This is a genomic window from Lentilactobacillus rapi DSM 19907 = JCM 15042 (assembly GCF_001436255.1).
Classification (GTDB): Bacteria; Bacillota; Bacilli; order Lactobacillales; family Lactobacillaceae; genus Lentilactobacillus; species Lentilactobacillus rapi.
Genome location: NZ_AZEI01000076.1, coordinates 357,503 through 380,605 on the forward strand (window position 1 = coordinate 357,503; position 23,103 = coordinate 380,605).

At 41.3% G+C, this 23,103-nt stretch carries 20 protein-coding genes and 1 other annotated feature (1 of these 21 running past the window's edge); all 20 genes read right to left on the bottom strand.

Annotated elements, in window-relative coordinates; all coding sequences use genetic code 11:
* Positions 1-35: 35 nt before the first annotated feature.
* The gene (locus FD12_RS09895) at positions 36-833 is read right to left on the bottom strand and encodes a TIGR00282 family metallophosphoesterase (RefSeq protein ID WP_056982925.1); all 798 of its coding nucleotides are present in this window, start codon (positions 831-833) and stop codon (positions 36-38) included.
* A gap of 82 nt (positions 834-915) precedes the next feature.
* Positions 916-2,496, bottom strand: a complete 1,581-nt coding sequence (gene rny, locus FD12_RS09900) for a ribonuclease Y (protein ID WP_056982927.1) — start codon at positions 2,494-2,496, stop codon at positions 916-918.
* Positions 2,497-2,793: 297 nt separating this feature from the next.
* Positions 2,794-4,239: an amino acid permease gene (locus tag FD12_RS09905; protein WP_054746557.1), complete on the bottom strand. Its 1,446-nt coding sequence runs from the start codon at positions 4,237-4,239 to the stop codon at positions 2,794-2,796.
* A 36-nt stretch (positions 4,240-4,275) separates the two neighbouring features.
* Positions 4,276-5,373 (bottom strand): alanine dehydrogenase, encoded by a 1,098-nt coding sequence (gene ald / locus FD12_RS09910; RefSeq protein WP_054746556.1) that lies wholly within the window; start codon positions 5,371-5,373, stop codon positions 4,276-4,278.
* 270 nt (positions 5,374-5,643) lie between these two features.
* Positions 5,644-6,762, bottom strand: a complete 1,119-nt coding sequence (gene recA / locus FD12_RS09915; protein WP_056982929.1) for a recombinase RecA — start codon at positions 6,760-6,762, stop codon at positions 5,644-5,646.
* A 93-nt stretch (positions 6,763-6,855) separates the two neighbouring features.
* Complete coding sequence (locus FD12_RS09920; protein WP_054746554.1) at positions 6,856-7,326, bottom strand: nicotinamide-nucleotide amidohydrolase family protein; 471 nt, start codon at positions 7,324-7,326, stop codon at positions 6,856-6,858.
* A 141-nt stretch (positions 7,327-7,467) separates the two neighbouring features.
* Positions 7,468-8,049: a CDP-diacylglycerol--glycerol-3-phosphate 3-phosphatidyltransferase gene (gene pgsA, locus FD12_RS09925; protein WP_056982930.1), complete on the bottom strand. Its 582-nt coding sequence runs from the start codon at positions 8,047-8,049 to the stop codon at positions 7,468-7,470.
* A gap of 24 nt (positions 8,050-8,073) precedes the next feature.
* A complete protein-coding gene (locus FD12_RS09930) occupies positions 8,074-9,150 on the bottom strand; it encodes a helix-turn-helix domain-containing protein (protein WP_056982932.1) in 1,077 nt (358 codons plus the stop codon).
* Between the two features lie 63 nt (positions 9,151-9,213).
* The gene (gene yfmH, locus FD12_RS09935; RefSeq protein ID WP_056982934.1) at positions 9,214-10,503 is read right to left on the bottom strand and encodes an EF-P 5-aminopentanol modification-associated protein YfmH; all 1,290 of its coding nucleotides are present in this window, start codon (positions 10,501-10,503) and stop codon (positions 9,214-9,216) included.
* Positions 10,490-11,770 (bottom strand): EF-P 5-aminopentanol modification-associated protein YfmF, encoded by a 1,281-nt coding sequence (gene yfmF, locus FD12_RS09940; protein ID WP_056982936.1) that lies wholly within the window; start codon positions 11,768-11,770, stop codon positions 10,490-10,492. Before yfmF ends, yfmH begins: the two co-directional genes overlap by 14 nt.
* A 271-nt stretch (positions 11,771-12,041) precedes the next feature.
* A complete protein-coding gene (locus tag FD12_RS09945) occupies positions 12,042-12,893 on the bottom strand; it encodes an amino acid ABC transporter substrate-binding protein (RefSeq protein WP_056982938.1) in 852 nt (283 codons plus the stop codon).
* Between the two features lie 14 nt (positions 12,894-12,907).
* Positions 12,908-13,543: an amino acid ABC transporter ATP-binding protein gene (locus FD12_RS09950; RefSeq protein ID WP_054746553.1), complete on the bottom strand. Its 636-nt coding sequence runs from the start codon at positions 13,541-13,543 to the stop codon at positions 12,908-12,910.
* Between the two features lie 18 nt (positions 13,544-13,561).
* Positions 13,562-14,206: an amino acid ABC transporter permease gene (locus tag FD12_RS09955; protein WP_056982940.1), complete on the bottom strand. Its 645-nt coding sequence runs from the start codon at positions 14,204-14,206 to the stop codon at positions 13,562-13,564.
* Between the two features lie 445 nt (positions 14,207-14,651).
* Entirely contained in the window at positions 14,652-15,458 is an 807-nt protein-coding gene (gene minD / locus FD12_RS09960; RefSeq protein ID WP_054746552.1) for a septum site-determining protein MinD, read from the bottom strand.
* Positions 15,451-16,134: a septum site-determining protein MinC gene (locus FD12_RS09965; RefSeq protein WP_056982942.1), complete on the bottom strand. Its 684-nt coding sequence runs from the start codon at positions 16,132-16,134 to the stop codon at positions 15,451-15,453. The genes minD and FD12_RS09965 overlap by 8 nt, the downstream gene beginning before the upstream one ends.
* A 14-nt stretch (positions 16,135-16,148) precedes the next feature.
* Positions 16,149-16,673, bottom strand: coding sequence for a rod shape-determining protein MreD (gene mreD / locus FD12_RS09970; protein WP_054746551.1), 525 nt, complete (start codon positions 16,671-16,673; stop codon positions 16,149-16,151).
* A 14-nt stretch (positions 16,674-16,687) separates the two neighbouring features.
* Entirely contained in the window at positions 16,688-17,536 is an 849-nt protein-coding gene (gene mreC / locus FD12_RS09975; RefSeq protein ID WP_186825924.1) for a rod shape-determining protein MreC, read from the bottom strand.
* A gap of 58 nt (positions 17,537-17,594) precedes the next feature.
* Positions 17,595-18,611 (bottom strand): rod shape-determining protein, encoded by a 1,017-nt coding sequence (locus FD12_RS09980; RefSeq protein ID WP_054746549.1) that lies wholly within the window; start codon positions 18,609-18,611, stop codon positions 17,595-17,597.
* A gap of 137 nt (positions 18,612-18,748) precedes the next feature.
* Entirely contained in the window at positions 18,749-20,071 is a 1,323-nt protein-coding gene (locus FD12_RS09985; protein WP_056982944.1) for a bifunctional folylpolyglutamate synthase/dihydrofolate synthase, read from the bottom strand.
* A gap of 97 nt (positions 20,072-20,168) precedes the next feature.
* Complete coding sequence (locus tag FD12_RS09990) at positions 20,169-22,850, bottom strand: valine--tRNA ligase (RefSeq protein WP_056982946.1); 2,682 nt, start codon at positions 22,848-22,850, stop codon at positions 20,169-20,171.
* 60 nt (positions 22,851-22,910) lie between these two features.
* Positions 22,911-23,103 (bottom strand) — a binding site (T-box leader); it runs 16 nt beyond the window's last position.

Consider the following 23,103-nt stretch of genomic DNA (forward strand, 5'->3'; position numbering starts at 1 on the left):
AAATTCGTTTTTCCCAGTATGTTTAAGATGAGTGATTAATTAATTTGGTCGTCCGTTAACATCACAGTTTTAATTTGTGTTGTATGGCCAGTCTTATCGTCAATATCGATGTAACAGCCGGAAATAATTCCCCGGCCAGTTTCTAAGACTTCAAATCGGGCAGGCCGTTGGTTCAAAAATCGGTTGATCACGCTTTCTGGCTTCATGCCCAGCATCCCATCTGCTGGACCAGTCATTCCGGCATCGGTCAAAAAGCCGGTCTTTTTGGGTAAAATTCGGGCATCGTTCGTTTGCACATGAGTGTGCGTGCCGACAATCGCGGAAATCCGGCCGTCGAGATAACGGGCAATGGCTAATTTTTCACTAGTCGCTTCCGCATGAAAGTCCATAAAAATGCAGTGAGTGGTTTTGCTGATTTCAGTAATTAATTCATCCGCCAGCGCGAACGGATCGTCCAGATTATCCATGAAAACCCGTCCTTGAAAATTAAGCACTGCCAGTTGATGACCGTTGACGTTGACCATTGTATACCCTTTTCCTGGTGTCGTCCGTTTTGGAAAATTGTACGGGCGAATCAGGCGTTTGCTGTCATCGATGAAGTCCAATATTTCATTGTTGCTCCACGCATGATTACCTAGCGTGACAACATCAACGCCAGCACCCATCATTCTTTTGTAGATACTTTGGGTAATTCCTCTGCCCATGGGCGTTGCATTTTCGCCATTCACAACTGTTACCTGCGGGCGAAGCTCCTGTTTAAGCTTGGGTAGGTACGTTTCAATCATATGAACGCCCATATTTCCAACAACGTCACCAATAAAAAGAACTCGCATTAACTTTTTCCTCAATACTTTCTAGTTTGTTTGAAATAATTTTAACATTTATAAAAGAAAAAAGACCAGAGTCCCTGATCTTTTATCTTGCATATTCGACTGAACGAACTTCCCGAATCACCGTAACCTTAATGTGACCAGGATACTTCATTTCAGTTTCAATCTTTTGTTTAATCTTACGGGCAAGCACAATTGCTTGAGTATCCGTAATATCTTCGGGCTTTGCAATTACCCTGATCTCTCGACCAGCTTGGATTGCATAGCTCTTTTGTACCTCGTCAAAGCTGTCGGTAATTTTTTCAAGGCTATCAAGTCGATGGACGAAGCTTTCAAGTGAATCACTGTGAGCCCCTGGCCGTGAAATGGCAATCTTACCTGCCACCGCAACCAATTCAGCAATGATTGATTCGGGTTTATGATCTTCGTCATAACCCTTAATTGCATCAATCACAACTGGACTTTCGTGATACTTCTTGGCTAAGTCAACGCCAACTTGAACGTGTGAACCTTCAACCCCATTGTTAGCAGCTTTGCCGATATCGTGTAATAATCCTGCGCGTTTAGCTAAAGTAACATCCTCACCTAATTCTGATGCAAATGCACCAGTCAACTTTGCAACCTCAATTGAATGACCAAGTAAATTCTGACCATGGAAAATCTTAAAGTTCATCTGACCGACTAATTTGATCATCTCTGGACTCATTGAATGGATTCCTAAATCAAACAGGGTTTCTTCGCCAATATCTTGAATCCGCTCATCAAGTTCTTTACGGCTCTTTTCAACCATCTCTTCAATCCGAGCTGGATGAATCCGGCCGTCTTTAATAAGCTTCTCCAAGGTCATCTTGGCAACTTCCCGCCGTATTGGATCAAATCCACTCAATACCACAGCCTGTGGTGTATCATCAATGATCAAATCAATTCCAGTCAGGGTCTCGAAGGTTCGGATATTTCGACCTTCGCGACCAATGATTCTTCCTTTCATATCTTCGTTCGGAAGACTCACAACGGAAACCGTGGTTTCGGAAACCACATCCGCTGAACTTTGTTGAATTGCTTCGATGATCAGATTCTTAGCATTTTCATCAGCTTCAGATTGAGCCTGGTAATAACTTTCCTTTACCATCCGGGCTTTCTCATCGGCCAACTGTTCACTAGTTTCTTGAATGATCAGATTACGGGCCTCTTCTTGAGTAAAAGCCGCAACCTTCTCAACTTCAGCTTGACGTTTTTGAATAAGTGAGTTTGCTTCTTCTTGTTGTGTAGTTAAGTTTTGTTGTTCACGATTAATTTTTTGCTCTTTTCGGTTAAGAGTGCTCTCTCTACGCTCAAAAGCACTATCTTTCCGGTCAAGAGCCTCTTCTCGCTGCAACAAACGATCCTCTTGTTTTTGAATCTCCGCTCGTCGATTCTTTAGTTCTTTTTCAACTGAAGAACGATAGCGATGGTTCTTTTCCTGAGCTGACAAAGTTGCTTCTTTAACAACTGTTTCCGCCTTTTTCTTGGCTTCAACTAGAATGTTCTTTGCAGAACCATTTGCCGCATCAAGATCTTTTTCCTGGATCTTCTTTTGTGTAGACTTGCCGATAACAAAACTAATAATACCAACAAAACCAACAACAATAATAGCGATGATTGCGAGGATTATTCCAGCCATACTCATGGCTTCACCTCCAAATCATCATAAAATGATTATTTTCTAAACCAATTATAAGATGTTATTTGATTATTGACACAACTATCATTTTAATGTTTGTTGGCACTGGTGTCAATCATCTTATGCGGTAGCGATGATTAGTTGTATATGACAACTAATTTGCGAACTATCAAAATAAATTAATTTCTTTATACAAATCCTTTGTTGCCGTTATCCACTTGATAAAAAAATGATTACCGCTAACAAACAGCAGTAATCACTTAATTTTATATCTATATACATTTTTCAGAAGTAATGGTACGCTCAACTATTTGACTGAAGTGACTGATCATCTCGAGCAGCTTTCTTATCGCTACTGTTATCATCTTCAGAAGTAGCTTGTTCAAAATCAACATGGTGACGAGAATAAAGAATAAAGATTAAACCGCCAACAACTAACCAAATGAGATAAGTGATCCAAGCATCAAGCGTTGTACTAACCAACAAAACCAAACAAGATACCATTGCCAACACAGGAATTGTGTAACCTAGTGGTAATTTAAAAGGACGTTCCAAGTTAGGTTGTTCTCTTCTGAGTAAAACAACAATCAGTGAAATTAAAAAGAACACACACAATGATCCCACGTTTGAAATTGTAGCCAACTGCTTAACGTTAGAAACTCCCGCCAAGACTGCCCCAATTGAGCCAATTAACCAAAGCGCCCGGTTTGGACTCTTACTAGATTGATTCAATTTTGACAAACCTCTTGGCAAAAAGCCACCTCGGCTCATGGACATCATAATGTTAGAAGCAGCATAGACAAATGCATAAACAACAGCCAGAATACCAATGATAGCCCCTACTGAAACAATCTGGGCTGCCACGGTGTGCCCCTTCGCCATTAATACATAGGCCATCGACTCTGGAACATTAAGTTGTCGATAACTTACCACTCCGGTCATAATTATACTTACCACAATATAAAGGGTGGTAACAACAACCAAGGAGATAATGATCGCTTTTGGTAATGTCTTTTGAACATTCTTAGTCTCTTCTGCTGATGTAGCCAGTGCATCAAAGCCAAGAAATGTGAAGAATACTAACGAAGCACCTGAAAAAATCCCCCGTACACCAAACGGCATGAATGGCGTCCAATTATTCACATTAACATTTTGAACTGCCACAACAATGAATAACAGAATGACTGCGAGTTTAATAATTACCAACACATTATTAAAAATCTTACTTTCACTCGTACCTCGAGTTAAAACGAAAGTAATTAGTAAAATCATGAGCACCGCCGGTAGATTGACAATACCACCATTAGAAGGAGATGCCATTAACGATGTTGGTAAATTAATCCCGATTTCTGAAAGTGATGCCTTAACGTAACCTGTCCAACCATTGGCAACCGTAGCTAGCGTTGTAATATAGACTCCAAGCAACGTCCAACCAGCAAGAAAGGCCATTCGTTGACCAATCGCTACCCATGCATAAACATATGCACTTCCCGAGTTAGGGATACTGGTTGTCAGTTCTGAATAACACAACCCGACTACCGCACTGGCAAAACCAGCAATCAAAAAGGAAACGATAACAGCCGGACCGGCAGCTGTTGCAGCAACGATTCCAGTCAGGACTAAAATTCCGGTACCAATAATGGCACCAATCCCCATGATTGAAAGATCAAATAGCCCGAGTGTCCGCTCACGTTTACTATCTTTGGCATTTTTCAATACCAAATCAATATTAATTCGACTATTTTTCATATTGAATCCCCTGCTAAATCGTTGTTCTTAATTAAATTAGTTAAATGGTTCGTAAGCCAAATTCAAACTTTCTGCAACAGCTTGGTTCGTGATTTTACCCTCGAACGTGTTAATTCCAGTTAAAACAGTATTGTCCTTAGCTGCCTCAGCTAGCCCTTTACTTGCAATCTCAACGGCATAAGGCAAAGTTGCGCTTGATAATGCATCAGTAGCTGTCTTTGGTACGGCACCTGGAATATTGGCAACTGTATAATGAACAACCCCATGAGAAATATATATTGGATCATCATGAGTCGTTGCCTTAACACTTGTTTCGAAGATACCACCTTGATCAATTGGTACATCAACAATAACAGACCCATCTTCCATACTCTCAACCATCTCAGTTGTGACCAACTTGGGAGCAGTATGACCTGGGATCAGAACTGCACCAACCACTAAATCAGAATTCTTAACGGACTCAGCTATATTATGAGGATTAGAAATTAAGGTTTGAATTTTATCGTTGAAAATGTCGTCAACTTGAGCTAGACGCTGTGCGTTAATATCCAGAATTGTGACGTTCGCACCTAATCCAACTGCAATCTTAGCAGCATTAAAGCCGACAGTTCCTGCACCAATAATTGTAATATTGCCACGATGGACTCCCGTAACACCTGGTAACAGAATTCCTTTACCTTGGTGAGGTTCTTCTAGAAAATGAGCACCGATTTGAATAGACATTCGGCCAGCAATCTCACTCATTGGGAAGAGTAGCGGTAAACCACCATTTCTGCCAACCATTGTTTCGTATGCAACCGCAGTTACTTTACTGTCCAGCAAAGCTTTGGTCAAATCAGGGTCCGCCGCCAAGTGGAAGTAAGTATAAACAATCAGATCTTCGTGGAAGTATTTATATTCGGATGGAAGTGGTTCCTTAACTTTAATAACCATCTCAACATTCCAAGCATCATCTACTGTTCCAATTTCTGCACCAACTTCACGATACTGGTCATCTGAAAAGCCAGAACCTACACCAGCACCTTCCTCAACAACCACGTCATGACCGGCATGAATTAAATTAGCAACACCACTTGGAGTCATGCCAACACGATTTTCTTGTTCTTTTATTTCTTTTGGAATTCCAATCTTCATCATGTATCATCCTTTCTTGAATGCGCTTACATCTTTCAACACCATAAGATTAGCATGATACTATAGTAGATTCAAATAAAAGCATTTGTGATTTCTTATGCAATGAAGTATCTCTAATTATCAACTGGCAACTATTAATTATCCATATTTTCAAATTAAAAGGTTCTCATTTATGAACGGGCTTGTTCAATATAGATCAATTCGAGGTCAAAAAAAGAAGCTTCCCATCATCGGGAACCTTCTTGTAATTGCTAAAAATATCCACGAACACTACTTACCAATATTTAAATCAATATTTTCAGTTGCTTCGGTTTTGCTATCGGATTTTTTAGAAGCCTTCGTGGCCTTCTTGTCATCTGATTTTGAAGACGACTTTGGCTTTTCGTCAGGAGCCGTATCGTCAGGAATTCCATACGCATCGCGAACTTTTTTCTCAACCTCTTTAAACATATCTTGATGTTCCTCAAGGTATGATTTGGCGTTCTCGCGACCTTGACCAATCCGTTCCTCACCGTATGAATACCAAGAACCGGACTTATCGATAATATCTTTATCCACAGCCATATCGACCAATTCGCCAGATTGAGAAATTCCTTTCCCATACATAATATCCACTTCGGCACGTTTGAATGGTGGCGCAACCTTATTCTTCACTACTTTAATTCGAACTCGGTTACCAATGATATTGGTGCCGTCCTTAATTTGTTCAGCACGACGAATTTCAAGTCGAATGGTGGCGTAGAATTTCAATGCACGGCCACCAGGAGTGGTTTCTGGATTACCAAACATAACCCCGACTTTTTCACGAATCTGATTAATAAAGATCGCAATTGTTTTGGTCTTGCTAATTGTTCCGGATAATTTTCGCAGTGCTTGTGACATCAATCGGGCTTGAAGACCAACGTGGGCATCCCCCATTTCGCCTTCAATTTCGGCCCGAGGTACCAAAGCGGCAACTGAATCGATGACAACAATATCAACTGCGCCACTCGTCACCAAAGCATCAGTGATTTGTAGTCCCTGCTCACCAGTATCAGGTTGCGACAGTAACAAATCATCGATATTAACCCCTAAATGGGTCGCGTAAACTGGATCCAACGCGTTTTCAGCATCGATATACGCAGCCGTCCCACCACGTTTTTGGACTTCAGCTACGGCATGAAGAGCAACCGTTGTTTTCCCAGAACTTTCTGGTCCATATACTTCAACGATTCTTCCACGAGGATAACCACCAACTCCGAGCGCCTCATCGAGTGCAAGTGAACCGGATGGAACCGTCGAAATCTGCGTATCGGCTTTGTCGCCCATCCTCATGATGGACCCCTTACCGAATTCTTTTTCAATATTCTTTAAGGCTTTATCTAAAGCTACTTTTCTTTGGTCAGCCATTGAATTCCTCCCATTTCCTTACCGGAAAAGTTTACCAACTAACTATACTAATGATTTTCGAAAAAAGCAATAAAAAAGGGAACAAAAGTTCGATTAATTATGAATTGCATCAAGCGCCATTTGTAGCCCAGCATCAACCGATGCCTTTCTAATGGCATTTCGTTCGCCGGAGAAATGAAATTCTTTGGCAAATGTCTGTTGGGTGCCATATGCAATCCCGATCCAAACAGTACCAGCTGGATTACCTTCAAGTTCATCTGGACCCGCTACGCCAGTGAATGATACACCTAAATCTTTTTTCATAATTGAACGAGCCTGATTAGCCATCCAGATTGCGGTTGGCTCACTTACAACGCCGTTCTCTTCAATCACTTCGCTGGGAATGTTCAATAATTGCTCTTTAACTTTATTGGAGTATGTTACGAACCCTCCTTCAAACACTTCAGAAACGCCAGCAACGTTCCCAAGAGTGCTCTGAAATTGTCCGGCGGTCAGACTTTCGGCTGCAGTAATCGTGATATGTCGTTTGATTAGTTCATTAACCAACTTCTGTTCAAGTGTCATCTCTATTGCCCCTTTCATTTATTAAATACGTAAAATACATTTCAAAAATTTAAATTCAACGAAAAAATAACAAACGAGGACAAGGTTATGACAAAATATCCTGTCCAACCACTGACCTCGTTTTTACTTCATATGAACTTATTAAAATGAATCTGCAAATACAGATCGATTCTGAACAAAATAATCAATACCCGAATAGATCGTGAAGAACAAGCAAGTGTACAGCATAATCTGATCTAATGGGAAGTTAATGGCCGCAAAGAAGACATTATTCAAGAAGAGCAGAATAATGGCCAGCATCTGAGTCGTTGTCTTAATCTTTCCGGGCCAAGCAGCAGCAATAACTGCGCCATTATTTTCAACAATAATCAATCTTAGTCCAGTAACGGCCAATTCCCGACAGACGATGATGGCAATCACCCATGCTGGAACTTCCCCAATCTCGACGAGGAAAATAAAAGCAGTCATGACAAGCATTTTATCAGCCAAAGGATCCGCAAATTTTCCAAAGTTGGTGACTAAATGCCTTCTCCGGGCAATTTGCCCATCCAAAAAATCAGTGAGAGAAGCCACAATAAAGATAATAGTGGCAACCCAGCGGGCATTCCCAATAACTGTCCCGGCAATCGTGACACTACCCGAAAAAATGGGTGCGGCAAGAATTAGAATGAAAAACGGAATCAAGATAATTCTAAAGATCGTTAATTTATTTGGTAAATTCATGTTTTCCTCCACCAGCCAGTCTCATTAATAACCGTTTGTTGTTCCAGACGTGTTGGTATTGCCAGTTGTACCAGTGTTCCCAGTTGTTGTGCTAGCAGATCCGGTAGTCGTTCCGTTCGTTGTTCCAGTTGTTGTACCCGTTGAACCGGTTGTTGTGGTTGCAGAACTGCTCGTTGCTGCAGAACTGCTGCTTGATGATTGGGCAGCCGTTGATTTACCAAATTGTAACGTAATAACTCTAACTTGGCTTGATCCATTATCAACTGGGTCTGCTACCTTCAGCTTTTTGCCGCCGACGTAGATTGAGGTCTGCGCAGCGTTACCAGCATTAACAGTAACGGTACTGGTCCCACTTGGAATGGCAACCGTATGAGACTTTCCACCTGTCAAAGCGGCTTGCCACAAAGTTGTGCCATCTGCCGAAACTGCAGTCCATGCGCTGGTTGCAGCAGAAGCAGTCATAATTCGAAGGGTTGTCTTGCCTTTAACGCCGCCTACTCGATAGGTCACGTCACTACCAGATGCTGTTACTTTCTTAAAAGTAATTGCTTTTTTCTTAGGTGTCTTGGCTTTTGCTTTACTCTTAGTTGAACTACTTGATTTTGCTTTATTATTTTTGTCACCAGAAACTGAAACTTTGGAAGTCTCAATTTGAGTTTTGGACGTGTCCCGGGTACTCTTTGCTGCCGCAACCCAAATCGCAACCAAAATAATCAAAACAATAACAGATACTGACGCAATCGGAATATATCTCCGCAGCTTTTCGTTTCGCTGGTCCACTTTCCGTTGTGCCGATCGCGTTTCTGGATTATCATCATTCACTCGGTCAACATATTCCGGATCTTCAGTATCGGGAAGCTTTTCTTCATATTGACTCAGCAACTCAGTTCCATCCAAACCAACAGAATCAGCATACTGCTTCACAAATGCCCGAACATAGAATTCTCCAGGAAGGTCATCAAAATTATTATCTTCAATCGCAATTAAATAACGTTTTTGAATCTTGGTATTTTTTTGCAGGTCATCAAGGGTATAACCCTTTGCCACTCTGGCATCATGCAGTTTCTTCCCAATTGTTAAGCTATCTTTTTCGTCACTCATACGTATTCTCCATTACAATTAATTATTCACTTAATTCAGTATATCATACGATATTTTTATTAGTTATTGATGATCGTGATTAGTACTAATAACAACTTCTTGCATCGTTGCTCGATCCAAAAATGAATGAGCAATTTCTGCAACATCTTGCAAGGTTAAGGCTTTTAAAATCTCAACCTCATCATATATTGTAACAGGTTCCCCAATGAAGCCGTCAAACTGACCACTAATCGCCTCTTCAGAATCCATCATTTCAATATAGTTCCCAAGTTGTTCGTTTTTTTGTAGTTGAAATTCTTGGGTCTTTGATAAAATTGTTGACGGAATTTCATGAATGATTGTTCGAATTCTGTTAATGAATTCTGCCGTTTGACTTGTGTCACAACCAAGAACCGCAAAATGAAATCCACGTTCGTTTTCAAACTCCCATGAAAATGAATCATCAATGATTCCATCATGGTATAGTTTATCATACTCCCCGGCGTTTTCGCCGAAAAACAGGTCAAACATGATCGAAATACCAATTTCGTATCTTAAACCTGCCCGACCGCTCGGAACTGGATCGTTTCCCCGGAGGCCGATCGTTACTTTTGGACGAGCAACATTCATGTCAACATGGTGAACCTTCTCTGGCTTGTTTTCAGAAAAATCAATTAATCTTTCAATCGTTTGTGGTTTCGGCTTAGGTTTGGTTTGTTGATTGGCTAAAATCCAGCCCAACGTTTCTTCTGGCTCAACTTTTCCTGTAATAAATAATGACATATTATCAGGCCGATAAAATGACTGATAAGCAAGCTGAACATCAGCGAGTTGAATCTGATCAACTGTTTGAACCGTCCCGGCAATATCCATTGCCAACACAGAATCAGGATAAAGTTCGCTGATTGTGGTGAAATATGCCTGGTTATCCGGATCATTTTGGTACATATTAATTTCTTGATCAATGATGCCCTTTTCTCGCTGAACCTTTTCAGCTGTGAAATAGGGCTCTTGAACGAAATTTAACAAGATATTGAGATTATCTTGAACTGATTCAGTCGTTGAAAACAAAAAATTAGTCTTCGTAAAACTCGTATAAGCATTAGAGCGGGCACCAGTTTGATTAAAGAGTTCAAAAACATCATAATCTTTTTTATCAAACATCTTATGTTCAAGAAAGTGCGCAATCCCAGCGGGCTGAACCACCTGCTCACCATTTACACGGAAAGACCGGTCGATTGACCCATAATTGACGCCTAGAATTGCCGTCGTTTTATTAAAGCCGGGCTTAGGCTGAATGTAAACCATCATCCCATTGGCCAAGCGACTCACAAATAATTTTTCATGATAGGTTGGATAATCAATCAACTCCATTGGTTCCCTCCTCACTATTTAATGTAAAGACTGCTCGTAATTGAAGCCGTTTGGCAACCGCAGAAATAGCGGTGCGATTAACTGAATTGACTTGAGATTCCCATTCCGTGTCAGCAATTGAAAATCCCATAATTTGCTGAAGGTACTGCTTATCAATTAAAGCAGCTAAATGATCGCCTTCTGAGCGATGTTGATTAATAAGCGCTTGTTTAATACCGGCCAGAAGTTGGTCGTCGTAATCACCGGCGACGATTTTATTCAGCTGTTGCGGAACCATTTGTGAAACTTGCTTTTCGTTTTTTTGATCGATCCCTGCTTGAACAGTTACCATCCCGAAAAGCGAATTATAATTGCTATGAATGTCATACGCCAAGCTCTCTTTCTCGCGGACATTTGTAAATAGCAACGATTGCGAAGAGCCGCCAAATAACTGATTAAAAATCATTGCTGCAAAATAATCCTGATCTCCAAAATAGATTGGCAACTGATACCCCATACTCAAAATACTTTGAGAACCGACAAGCGTTTGTTCCCCGGTTGCAACTTGACTAACAGGAGCAGGAATCACTTTTAACTCATATTTGGCCGGTTGACGATCGCCGAAGCTCCGGAATCGACTCAATTCAGTTTGAATCTTGTCGATGGCCACATCGCCGCCGACCAATATTGTAATTTCGGCCGTTTTGAGAATAGTCAAATAGTACGTATATAGTTGCTTTGGGGTAATCTGTTTAAATGAAGCCACATCGCCCAGTAGAAACGCCCCGTGATCTGGATCATTTGGATAATACAACCGTTGTAATTGAAGCGTGGCATAATATTCCTTGTTATCTACAATCGAATCCAAATAATTAATCATATTGGTTTGATGAATCTTGAAGTATGCAGCGTCAAATTGACCTTCGTTCGCCAGCGGATTTTCGATCATTTCCTCAAGAAAAGAAAACACTTGGGTGGTTAAGTCCTGATCCCCAGGTAAATAACGGTCATTAGGATAGGTCATCTTCACTTGGAGAGTATGTTGATTACCATAACGAAGGACAGAAACGCCGTAACTAGCTCCATACATCTCAGATAACTTCCGGGAAACCAACATCTCACTGTGATATTTGGCGGAAGCGTTCTCTAACAATTCCGCCAATAAAGCAAGCTTGGCAAAATTTCGATGATTAGTTGGAAATGTAAAATTAATCACAACTTTGGTATTTTTAAATTTTTTCGTAGGAACAACCTGAAGTTGCACCCCATTGGCAATCTGATAAGCCACTTAACTTCCTCCTCAATTATTCACAGATTTTATACTAAGATAAATCAATGGAATTCTCAATACAATTCTGGAAATGTAAGAAAAAATAAAGAGAGTGGCAATCCATATCCGATTGCTCGCACAGTCCATCAACAATTGGGGAATAATAAGTCCGCTCACGTCGGTTAAAGGTAGGCTAGAATAAATTATCCCTCCCTGGTTATTATGTGAAACTTTTTCTCTGAACTCATCTCTACAAAAAAAGAACTGACAGCTGCCAGTTCCTCAACAATTATTTATTAATCAACGTACTATCACGATCCGTCCCGAACCATTTCATATCAATCTTATGAAGCTCACCGTTCTTTGCCAGTTTATCAAGGCCAGCGTCAATTTTTTGCTTCAACTCGGTGTCACCTTTTCTCATCCCGACACCATAATATTCAGATGGGAATTCACTGGGAATACTTCGATAACTTGCGCGATTCTTTTGATGACCAATGTAATAACCTGCATAAATACTATCAATCAGCAAGCCTTGAATCCGGTTCGCATTCAAATCAATAAAGGCTTCAGTAAACGAATCATACAAGATCGGAGAGTGACCCTTGATCCGATCTTTAAGCAATTTAGGTTGATTATCGATATCCATTGCCCCAGCTGATCCTGCTTGAACCCCCGCAACCTTGCCTTTCATATCTGCAAAGCTGGCGATGTGGTTTTTCTTCTTAGATACCAAAACCTGCTCATTCTTTAGATAAGGCTTACTAAAAGTTAATTTCTTTTCCCGTTGCGGATTGATTGAGAAACCATTCCAGATAAGGTCAATTGTGCCATTCCGGAGTTCCGTGACGTTCATTGACCAATCAATCGGTTGAAAATCAACCTTGATTCCATACAGTTTAAAGACGGCTCTGGCTAGGTCAACATCATAGCCAACAACCTTGCCACTTTTCGTTTGAAATCCCATTGGCACGAAGCTGTCATCCAATCCGACCACAATTTCCTTTTGTTTTGATACAACGGACCAAGTGTCAGGATTAGTATTCATCTTTTGTCGATTTTCATAACGACAACCTGATAATCCCAAAACAATCAGCAGAAGGACGATGATCAGTGGACTTCGTTTTAAAAGTTTTGACATAAACATCCTTCTTTCTAATCGATTTGTTCCACCCGTTTGATTTCGTCAGCGACATTTTGGGCAAAATCCATATCATGGGTAACCACAATCTGAGTCATCTGTTGTTTCTTCAAGCCTAAAATAATTTCGGCCACCTCATCTCTCAAGGCTGGATCCAAGGCTGATGTAGGTTCATCATAACAAAGAATTTTAGGATTCATTGCCAAAGCCCGAACAATGGCAACTCGTTGCTTTTGGCCGCCAGATAATTGGAACGGATATAAGTCTTCTTTACCTTCCAACCCCAATCTAGCCAAAAGCTCGCGAGCTGTTTTCTGAACTTCAGCCAACGGTAACTTTTTGACCATCGTCGGAGCCAGTGTGATATTGCCCATCACGGTCAAGTTGGGAAACAGTTGGTAATCTTGGAAAACAACGCCGATAATCGTATCTTTTTGATCCGTGTTTGTCGGATCAAACTGGGTCCCATTCCAGAAAAACTGTCCTTGGTTCACCGACTCTAGTCCAGTGATGCATCGCAATAGCGTCGTTTTCCCAGCTCCAGAGGGACCAACGATTGCCATTATTTCATTATCTTTGACAGTCATCGAAAGGTCATCAATCACAGTCTTTGTGCCGAACTTTTTCGTTAAGTCTTTGATTTCTAACATTTAAATTCCCTCCTCAAGTTATTGCCAAACATTTTCGCGTTTTTCAATCATTTTCAAGACAATCGTGCAAACTGCTGTAAGCGCCAAGTAAATGATTCCGACTAAGATCAAAGGCAGCAAAGTGACATCCCTTGCAGTCGCTACATTTCCGGCTCTCAGCAGGTCGCCCAAACCAATAACGTAAACTAATGAGGAGTCCTTCACCAAATTGATAACTTCATTTCCAATTGATGGTAAGACAATCTTGAAAACTTGAGGGATTACAATCTTACGGATGGTCTGGCCATAACTCAATCGGAGAACTCGAGCACTTTCAAATTGCCCCTTTGGAACAGATTGGAAACCACCACGGAAAATTTCACCAAAGTAAGCAGTGTAATTAAGGATAAAAGCAAACAATGCGGCATCATAACGTTGGAAAATAATTCCTAAAATTGGTAATCCATAAAATACAAAAATCAATTGCAATAACAACGGCGTCCCACGCATTAGCCAAACATAAATATTTAGCAGCCAAACCAACGGCTTGAATTTTTGGATCAACCCCAAGCCAACCAAGGCACCCAATGGGATTGAGGCAATTAACGTCCAAAAGAAGATCGATAACGTCATTTTGGTACCTGATAACAATGCTGGTAAAATTTGTTCGATATATTGAATCATTTGACATTCCTCCAATAAAAAAGTCCCCTCGAGAAATTAATCTCAAGAGGACGATGGTTTTCGCGGTTCCACCTCAGTTTGCAACAACTTCACAGTTGCCGTCTCACGGAGTTTAGTATTAATCATAAAAAAATCCTCTTAAGCCAACAAAATGACTTAAGAGGACGATTGTGATCGTGGTTCCACCTCAATTTCGTCTCCCACTCGTGTGAAAGACCTCAATAAGTTTAATACTAAACTCCAGCAATAACGCGCTTACCGCTTTTCCCTACTCAATTCAGAAAAATGACTCCCAGACGTGAGGCAAATTGGTTAGTTGCTTAACTTCCACCTTGATAAGCTCTCTGTAAACTAATCCAATTCACGGTTCTGATCACAGTCTTTAATACTCTTTAATTAATTAAAACTCATGATAAACGTTTTGTTAGATATCGTCAAGTTGTTTTCAGCTTTTCTTGAACCAATGAGTGACTTTTTGCCAGAACGTTGGCTTAACTTCGTCCTTAAGCTCCATCAAAGGGACCGATTCTCCTACAAGACGTCTGGCAATATCTCGATAACCTTGACCGGCAGGATTTTCTGGTTGCAAGACAACCGGTTCACCCTTGTTTGACGTGGTAATGACCGCATCATCATCTAAAACAATGCCCAACAATTCAACGCCTAGATGGTGAGTAATTTCATCCACGTCCATCACTGAACCATCCTTCATCATATGCTGCCGAATTCGGTTGATAATTAAACGCGGTTGTTCTTGTAATGGGTGTTGTTCCAGCAAGCCAACCACCCGATCGGCATCTCGGACAGCCGAAATTTCAGGGGTTGTGACAATGATTGCACTGTCTGCTCCGGCAATGGCGTTCATAAATCCCTGCTCAATTCCGGCAGGACAGTCAATCAAAATAAAGTCGAAATCCGGTTTTAGTTCATCCACAATTTCTTTGACTTGATCTTGATTCAATGCTGACTTATCAGTGTTTTGAGCAGCAGGTAACAGATAGAGCAAATCGTCGAACCGTTTGTCCTTCACCAACGCCTGAGCCAACTTAGCTCGACCGGTTGCGACGTCGACAATGTCATACATAATCCGATTATCCAGACCAAGGACAACATCCAAGTTACGTAACCCAATATCAAGATCTAAGAGGCATACTTTTTTGCCAAGCATTGCCAGGGCGGTTCCAATGTTGGCAGAAGATGTGGTCTTGCCAACCCCTCCCTTACCTGAAGTTATAACGTAAGCCTTACCCATTAATGACTCCTCCTATCTGATTAAAGAACTTAGGGTTAATCTGCTTTAAGTCCTCAACGTTTCCGTAATCGAGCACGTGCAAATCATTGACGTAAATAACGGTTCCACTATTCATCTTACGCTTTGTATCGTCTAAAATCTCGAATTGTTCGCCAATTCGAACCTGTTGTGCATTATGTACATCCCCGATAATCATTTTATCTTCAAAATCGGGTGCTCCGGCTTGAATAATTCCCTTAACGTCACCAAGAACATAGATGTTACCACTGACGAGTAATTTACCGCCCTCGTGAACTTTACCTAGGAATAAGACATCTCCTTGAATATGCGCTTCTTGGCCATTCCGAATGATCTGGTCAATCACGTGGACGCTGAGTTGTTCCAACATCTGCGCGGATTGATCTTTGGTAATCACATCGGATGTTATCTTATGCACGGAAAAGTAGGGATAATCCGAAAAGATTGTCTCGATTTTTGACCGATCATCTGCAGACCATAACCGCATCCCAGTATAAATATCGAATGAAATTGTTTGCGGATGAGTTGATGCTGTTTGAGTCTTCAAACTGTTCAATAATTTTCTCAACGAAGAAAAAATATCTTCAGCATTTGAATTCTCATCCAGAACGATTTCATAACCATCCTTTGTACCCTTCAACACTGCTGCATCTTGCATGCTTTAAACCCCTCCTAGCGCCTATGAGTCCTATACAATGTCTCAATCGGAAAATAGAGAATCGCTAAAAAGACAAGATTGAGAGCCAGCGTAGGTGCTAACGTATTTACTAAAAATTGTGAGACCGAAGTCGACGCTTGGCCAATGAAAGCATTCGCAACAAATCCCAAAGTTACTAATACGGTGATTCCGAGGAAATAGACCAAGAAACCACTCATGAAACTTGGCGGTAATTGTTGATAAATTACCTGACAAAGGTAGACAACCAGTGGAAAAATGAAAACGTATACGCCCAAAATGCCAGTATAATACATATCAAAAATAAACCCAATAATTGCTGCCCAGGCACTTAAATGAAGCTTCTTACTATTGCCGAAAAATGCGGCTAGTATCAACCACATCATCGTCAAGCACGGAACCATTGTGTTAGGATACTTGAACAAAGTCCCAGACAAGATTTGACTGATAGAACCGTCCATAAAGAACGCTAAAAATTGGCCGACAACAAAAATGATCGCGATAGGAACCTTTCGTTTCATTGATCTGCCCCCTATCACTCTCGAACTGCAACCGAAACAACTTCGATGTCGTTCAGGTTGGCAGCTGGTTTGATATAAACTTTCTTGGCTAGGCCATAATCATCTTCAGCAATCTTAGAAACCGTTCCAACATAGATACCCTTAGGAATCGTACCGCCGAGTCCGCTGGTTGAAACGCGATCGCCTTTGGCCAGCTTGGCTTTAGAAGTAATGTTTCCCATCACGATCCGATTAGACTGGGAATCATACGACGTGATGATCCCATTGACCACCTTTGAATCTGATCCAACTATTTGGATAGCAAATCGGTTGGAATTTTCGGCAGTATTTGAAACCAATACCACCTTACTGTTGGTTTTGTTAACTTCGGCAATGGTTCCAATCAAGCCGGGGCCTGCAATAACTGGCATATCTTTCTTGACACCTGCTGCCTGTCCCTTATTAATGATTACCTGACTTGCCCATGAAGATGGGGTTCTTGTAATCACAGCTGCATTAATCTTTTCGTAGCCTGTTAAGGTACTCCCAACATTTAGTTGACGCTTTAGTTGTTTATTTTCTCGTTCCAGCGTTTGATCCTTGACTTGTGTTTGAGCAAGCAGGTCAACCTTTGACTTAAGTCGTTGATTTTCCTGGTATGTGTTCAATAAGTTTTTAACTGAGACAAAACCGTGCTGAACCCCATTCATTGGGACAGCAACAACTCTATCCGCAAATCCAACAATGTCATTTCCGAATTGTTGGATCATTGGCGGAGTGCTCCGTTTGTTTCGAATAGCGACTGATACAGTCATCAAGCCAAAACTAATGATTAAACATACTATGACAATAACAAGCTTTCGACTGGAGAAAAATTTTTGCATAATTGCCTCCATTCGTTATTCATTAACAAACAAGCCTAACAAAAATTAGGCGTCGTTACTATTGCTTTTTCTTCATAACGTTAATACTCTTAAGTGATTCTCCAGTTCCGATCGCAACACAGTCAAGTGGATCAGCAGCAATTGAGACGGGGACTTGGGTTGCTTCAGCAATCACATCGGTGATATTTCTGAGCAATGCACCACCACCGGTCAAAACAATCCCGTGATCAATTACATCAGCGGCAATTTCGGGAGATGTTTCTTCCAAGGTTTCCTTAATTGTTGCAATAATCGCCGCAACGGATTCATTAATAGCCTTATTAACATCAGTACCGCTAATTTCAACCGTGGTTGGTAAACCAGTGACTAAATCCCGACCACGAATAGGAACAGCTTCAATTTCTTTGGCAGCCTTAGGAGAAGCAGAACCAATATCAATCTTCAATTGTTCGGCAGTCCGTTCACCAATCAGCAAATTGTACTTTTGTCGGACATATTGAGAAATTGCCTCGTTTAACTTGTCACCAGCCATTCGAACAGACCGACTTGAAACAATCCCACCAAGTGAAATTGTGGCAACGTCAGTGGTTCCACCACCAATATCGACAACCATGCTTCCGGTTGGATCCATTACGGGCAATCCAGCACCAATTGCGGCAGCAAACGGTTCTTCAATCACGTATGCATCTCTTGCGCCGGCAACCCGGGTGGCATCGATCACAGCCCGCTTTTCAACAGCGGTAATCCCAGTCGGAACACAAACCATAACGTAAGGCTTGCCGGATGAATGACCAAGTGCCTTTTCGATGAAATATTTCATCATGGCAACGGTGGTATCATAATCAGCAATCACACCATCTTTCATTGGCCGAACTGCCTGAATACTTGCTGGCGTTCGCCCAATCATGGCCCGAGCCTCTTCTCCAACGGCAATAATTTCACCGTTTTTAGTACTCTTAGCAACCACTGAAGGTTCACGAAGCACAATGCCCTTACCTTCGACGTACACAATTGTATTTGCGGTTCCAAGATCAATTCCTATGTTTTTTTCCCCAAATCCGAACACGTTATCCATCCCTTCGTTGTCTATCATTCACAATTTTTAGTTTATTTATTATAGATTTATTGATTATTATTGTTTAACGAAACAAGTATATCATACCGTATCAAAAAATAAATGAAATCCATTTAATCAAAGACTTATTTAAGATATTATTTGGAATTCAATTTGAGGTACTTTCGAACATCGGAAATGAAGTATAAAGAACCCGTAATTAAAAGGATATCATCGGCGTTAAGCTTGGGTTTGATCGTTTCAATGGCCTGCTGCCAATCCGCAATTGTCAAAATATCATCCGGCGTTTGACCCACTTTTTGCTCTAAGGCTTCAGGATCAGCCGCTTGGCGTTTTCCTGGACCGGCAAAATGGGTCAAGATAATTTCGGCATTCTCAAAGGTGGCCATTTTTCGAACCATCTTATCAGCCTGTTTGTCAGCCAAAATCCCCATCAAAATATACACCTTATGATCAGCAAAATCGTTTTGGAGCAGTTTGACAATCTCATCAACTGCAGAAATGTTATGAGCCCCGTCTAGCACGATAGTTGGATCAGTAGAAACCCGTTCAAATCGCCCGGCCCACTGGGTGTTTCTGATTCCATCAATAATGCTTGATTCACTGACAGCTTGATCCATTACTTCTTGATAGTCTAGATAAGCTTGAATAGCCACCGCAGCGTTATCAGCTTGATAATCACCAATCAAAGTGGTTGAAAGTTTGGCGAACCGGTATTTACCAGAAGTAAAGCTAAATGATTGCAGCCAATCATGTTCTTTTAACGCAGCAACCTTAAAGTCGTCTCCTAATATTGAAATGGGACTTTTCTTTTTTTGGGCGACATCCTTGATCACTTTTAACGGCTCAGGATCGATCCGGCCAACCACCACCGGAATTCCCGGCTTAATGATGCCAGCTTTTTGATAGGCAATTTTAGGAAGGGTATCTCCTAATATATGCATGTGATCCCAGCCAATCGTCACAATCGCAGAAACCTTGGGCACGATAACATTTGTCGAATCGTATAAACCACCCAATCCGACTTCCACAATCACAACATCCGCATGTCCTTCAGCAAAGTATGAAAACATCATGGCAGTAATGATCTCAAATTCCGTTGGGCCACCTTCCGGCAAAGTCTGATCCAACTTCTGAACAGTTGGGTAAATTTTTTGAACCAATCTGAGAATCTCCGCATCTGGCAGCGGTATCCCGTTAACACTGATTCGCTCATTAAACTTGACCAAAAATGGTGACGTAAAAGTGCCAACCACGTTACCGTCCGCCTGTAAAATGTTTCTTAAAAAGGCAACTGTTGATCCTTTACCATTCGTTCCAGCAACATGGATCGCATTCACCTGTTTATCGGGAGACCCTAATTCATCTAAAAAGGTTCTCATGCGTTTCAACGTAGGAATTTTTTTGAATTTACTGCGCCCATGAATAAACTTAAGCGCACGTTCATAAGTGTTAATCATCGATTTCTCCTCAAAACGAGGCTGGTGCAAAACCACCGTTTTGCTTCCAGCCTCGACATTGCATATTACCCACCTTGAGTCAGTAGGTTATCCAAATTTATAACTCATTTGTAATCTGTGCCAATCGTTCCTTAGCTGCATCCAATTTTGATTGATGATCAGCTTTCTTTTGCTTTTCTTCATCGACAACAGCGGCAGGCGCATTTTCAACGAATTTCTTGTTAGCCAACTTTTTGTCTGAACGGGCAACTTCAGCTTCAAACTTGTCAACATCTTTTTGAACCCGAGCTTTCTCCTCATTCAAATCAACCAATTCGGCCAATGGAACAAAGATTGTCGCATCAGTAATCACAGCAGACATTGAGAGTTTTGGTGCGTCAATTGTTGCCCCAATCTTAAGTTCCTTGCAGTGACAGAACCGGTCAATGTAATCACGATTGGTTTTAAAGATTTCCTGAAGCGTTTGATTATCGGTTTGAATCAACATATCAATTGGTGAAGAGAGTGGTGCATTTGCTTCACTCCGAATATTTCGAACCGCCTTGATCAAGTCAATCAGCGACTGCATTTCATTTTCTGATTTAGCATCGTCAAACTCATCGTGGCTTTCAGGGAAGGCTGCCGTAACAAGCGATTTGCCAACATGTGGCATTTTCTGCCAAAGATACTCAGTTACAAACGGCATAATTGGCTGCAATAAGCGCAAAGTTTGATCCAAAACATAAGCTAAAATATTTTGGGTATTCTTTTTGAGCTTAGCATCATCACTGTTCAAGGCTTCCTTACTCATTTCAATATACCAGTCACAGAAATCAAACCAGATGAAATCATAAAGTGCCCGATCAGCTTCACCAAAGTTATACTTTTCAAACTGTTCATTAACCTTGTTAACAGTTGCATTCAATTTGCTTAAAATCCAACGATCAGATAATTGCCATTCAGATTTATCAGGAAGCGTTGGTTGGTCGATGCCATCCAAATTCATGATAACATAGCGGCTTGCATTCCAAATCTTGTTAATGAAATTCCAAGCAGAATCCATCTTATCGTAAGTGAATTTAAGGTCTTGCCCTGGCGTACCACCATTTGATAAGAACCACCGAAGAGCATCAGCACCATACTTATTAATGACATCCATTGGATCAATGCCGTTTCCAAGCGATTTGGACATCTTCCGGCCTTGGGAATCGCGAATCAATCCATGAAGAAGGACATCCTTAAATGGCCGGCGTTCCGTAAATTCCAAGCTTTGGAAAATCATCCGGGAAACCCAGAAGAAAATGATATCGTAACCGGTAACCAATGTGTCAGTCGGGAAATAACGTTTAAAGTCTTCAGTATCTTCAGGCCAACCCATTGTTGAAAATGGCCACAATGCTGATGAGAACCAGGTATCCAAAACATCTGGATCTTGTTGCCAGTTTTCAGGATCCTTTGGGGCTTCCATACCAACATAAGTTTCCCCGGTTTTTTTGTTGTACCAGGCAGGAATTCGATGTCCCCACCACAGTTGACGAGAAATAACCCAGTCATGAACGTTTTCCATCCAAGTTTCAAACGTCCCTTCAAACCGGTCTGGGAAGAAGTTAACCTTATCGTCTGTATTTTGATTTTTCAGCGCTTGCTCTGCCAATGGCTTCATCTTCACAAACCACTGAGTCGATAAACGAGCCTCAACCTGAACCCCGGTTCGCTCAGAATGACCAACGGAATGGACAATCGGATCGATGGAAATCATCAGATCTTGATCTTGAAGATCCTTCACCATTGCCTTTCGAGCAGTGAAACGATCCATGCCTTCATACTTACCGGCATTTTCGTTTAAGGTCGCATCTTCATTCATCGTGTTGATCCGTGGCAAGTCATGACGATTACCAACCTTAAAGTCATTTGGATCATGGGCTGGGGTAATCTTAACCATCCCAGTTCCGAAATCAGGGTCAACGTATTGATCGGCAATAATTGGCACTTCCCGATTAATCAGTGGGACGAGCACCTTTTTACCAACCAACTCCTTATAACGTTCATCGCTCGGGTTAACCGCAACGGCAGTATCACCCATCATCGTTTCGGGACGAGTGGTTGCAATCTCAATATAATCTTTGCCATTAAATTTTGTGCCATCAGTAAATGGATATTTAACGTGATAGAAGGCCCCTTTATCATCCTTATGAATAACCTCAATATCAGACAATGCGGTCCGGGCTTGAGGATCCCAGTTAATGATATATTCACCACGGTAAATCAACCCTTTGTTGTAAAGGTCCACAAATACGCGACGAACGGCTTTGGATAATCCCTTATCCAAAGTAAAGCGTTCACGGCTGTAATCCAGGGAGAGACCTAACTTAGCCCACTGTTCCTTGATCGTCGCAGCAAAGTCATCCTTCCACTCCCAAACCTTTTCAACAAACTTTTCGCGACCTAAGTCATAACGAGAAATTCCTTGTTCACGTAATTTTGCTTCAACTTTAGCTTGAGTGGCAATACCGGCATGATCCATTCCCGGTAACCAGAGAGTATCGTAGCCCTGCATTCGCTTACGGCGAATAATCATATCCTGCAAAGTTGTGTCCCAGGCATGGCCAAGATGCAACTTTCCAGTAACATTTGGTGGTGGTAAAACAATTGAGAATGGTTTGGCTTTTTTATCCCCACTTGGTTTAAATACCCCTTCGTCCAGCCATTCGTTATATCTGCCCTTTTCAATGGCGGTTGGATCATATTTGGTTGACATTTCTGTTTGTTCCGTTGATTGCTTGTCATTTGTTTCAGCCATGTTGTTACCCCTTCCTTGGTGTCTTGATATCTTATGTAACAAAAAAACACTTCATCCTACAATTAGGACGAAGCGTTCGCGGTACCACCTAAATTGGGCAATTATGCCCCACTTAATGATCATGTTAACGGTCGATTAACCGACCCGCCCTCAAAATTCGAACGGGTAGCTTGCAAGTTACTTTCACAGACCAATCAGTAAAAATCTCTCATCAATGATTTTCTTTCTGAAACTGAATTGGGGGCTACTCTCT

Excerpts from the sequence above, each read along its gene's own strand:
- FD12_RS09895 (WP_056982925.1), bottom strand. The coding sequence starts at position 833 with ATGCGAGTTCTTTTTATTGGTGACGTTGTTGGAAATATGGGCGTTCAT.
- rny (WP_056982927.1), bottom strand. The coding sequence starts at position 2,496 with ATGAGTATGGCTGGAATAATCCTCGCAATCATCGCTATTATTGTTGTT.
- FD12_RS09905 (WP_054746557.1), bottom strand. The coding sequence starts at position 4,239 with ATGAAAAATAGTCGAATTAATATTGATTTGGTATTGAAAAATGCCAAA.
- ald (WP_054746556.1), bottom strand. The coding sequence starts at position 5,373 with ATGAAGATTGGAATTCCAAAAGAAATAAAAGAACAAGAAAATCGTGTT.
- recA (WP_056982929.1), bottom strand. The coding sequence starts at position 6,762 with ATGGCTGACCAAAGAAAAGTAGCTTTAGATAAAGCCTTAAAGAATATT.
- FD12_RS09920 (WP_054746554.1), bottom strand. The coding sequence starts at position 7,326 with ATGACACTTGAACAGAAGTTGGTTAATGAACTAATCAAACGACATATC.
- pgsA (WP_056982930.1), bottom strand. The coding sequence starts at position 8,049 with ATGAATTTACCAAATAAATTAACGATCTTTAGAATTATCTTGATTCCG.
- FD12_RS09930 (WP_056982932.1), bottom strand. The coding sequence starts at position 9,150 with ATGAGTGACGAAAAAGATAGCTTAACAATTGGGAAGAAACTGCATGAT.
- yfmH (WP_056982934.1), bottom strand. The coding sequence starts at position 10,503 with ATGGAGTTGATTGATTATCCAACCTATCATGAAAAATTATTTGTGAGT.
- FD12_RS09945 (WP_056982938.1), bottom strand. The coding sequence starts at position 12,893 with ATGTCAAAACTTTTAAAACGAAGTCCACTGATCATCGTCCTTCTGCTG.
- FD12_RS09950 (WP_054746553.1), bottom strand. The coding sequence starts at position 13,543 with ATGTTAGAAATCAAAGACTTAACGAAAAAGTTCGGCACAAAGACTGTG.
- FD12_RS09955 (WP_056982940.1), bottom strand. The coding sequence starts at position 14,206 with ATGATTCAATATATCGAACAAATTTTACCAGCATTGTTATCAGGTACC.
- minD (WP_054746552.1), bottom strand. The coding sequence starts at position 15,458 with ATGGGTAAGGCTTACGTTATAACTTCAGGTAAGGGAGGGGTTGGCAAG.
- FD12_RS09965 (WP_056982942.1), bottom strand. The coding sequence starts at position 16,134 with ATGCAAGATGCAGCAGTGTTGAAGGGTACAAAGGATGGTTATGAAATC.
- mreD (WP_054746551.1), bottom strand. The coding sequence starts at position 16,673 with ATGAAACGAAAGGTTCCTATCGCGATCATTTTTGTTGTCGGCCAATTT.
- mreC (WP_186825924.1), bottom strand. The coding sequence starts at position 17,536 with ATGCAAAAATTTTTCTCCAGTCGAAAGCTTGTTATTGTCATAGTATGT.
- FD12_RS09980 (WP_054746549.1), bottom strand. The coding sequence starts at position 18,611 with ATGGATAACGTGTTCGGATTTGGGGAAAAAAACATAGGAATTGATCTT.
- FD12_RS09985 (WP_056982944.1), bottom strand. The coding sequence starts at position 20,071 with ATGATTAACACTTATGAACGTGCGCTTAAGTTTATTCATGGGCGCAGT.
- FD12_RS09990 (WP_056982946.1), bottom strand. The coding sequence starts at position 22,850 with ATGGCTGAAACAAATGACAAGCAATCAACGGAACAAACAGAAATGTCA.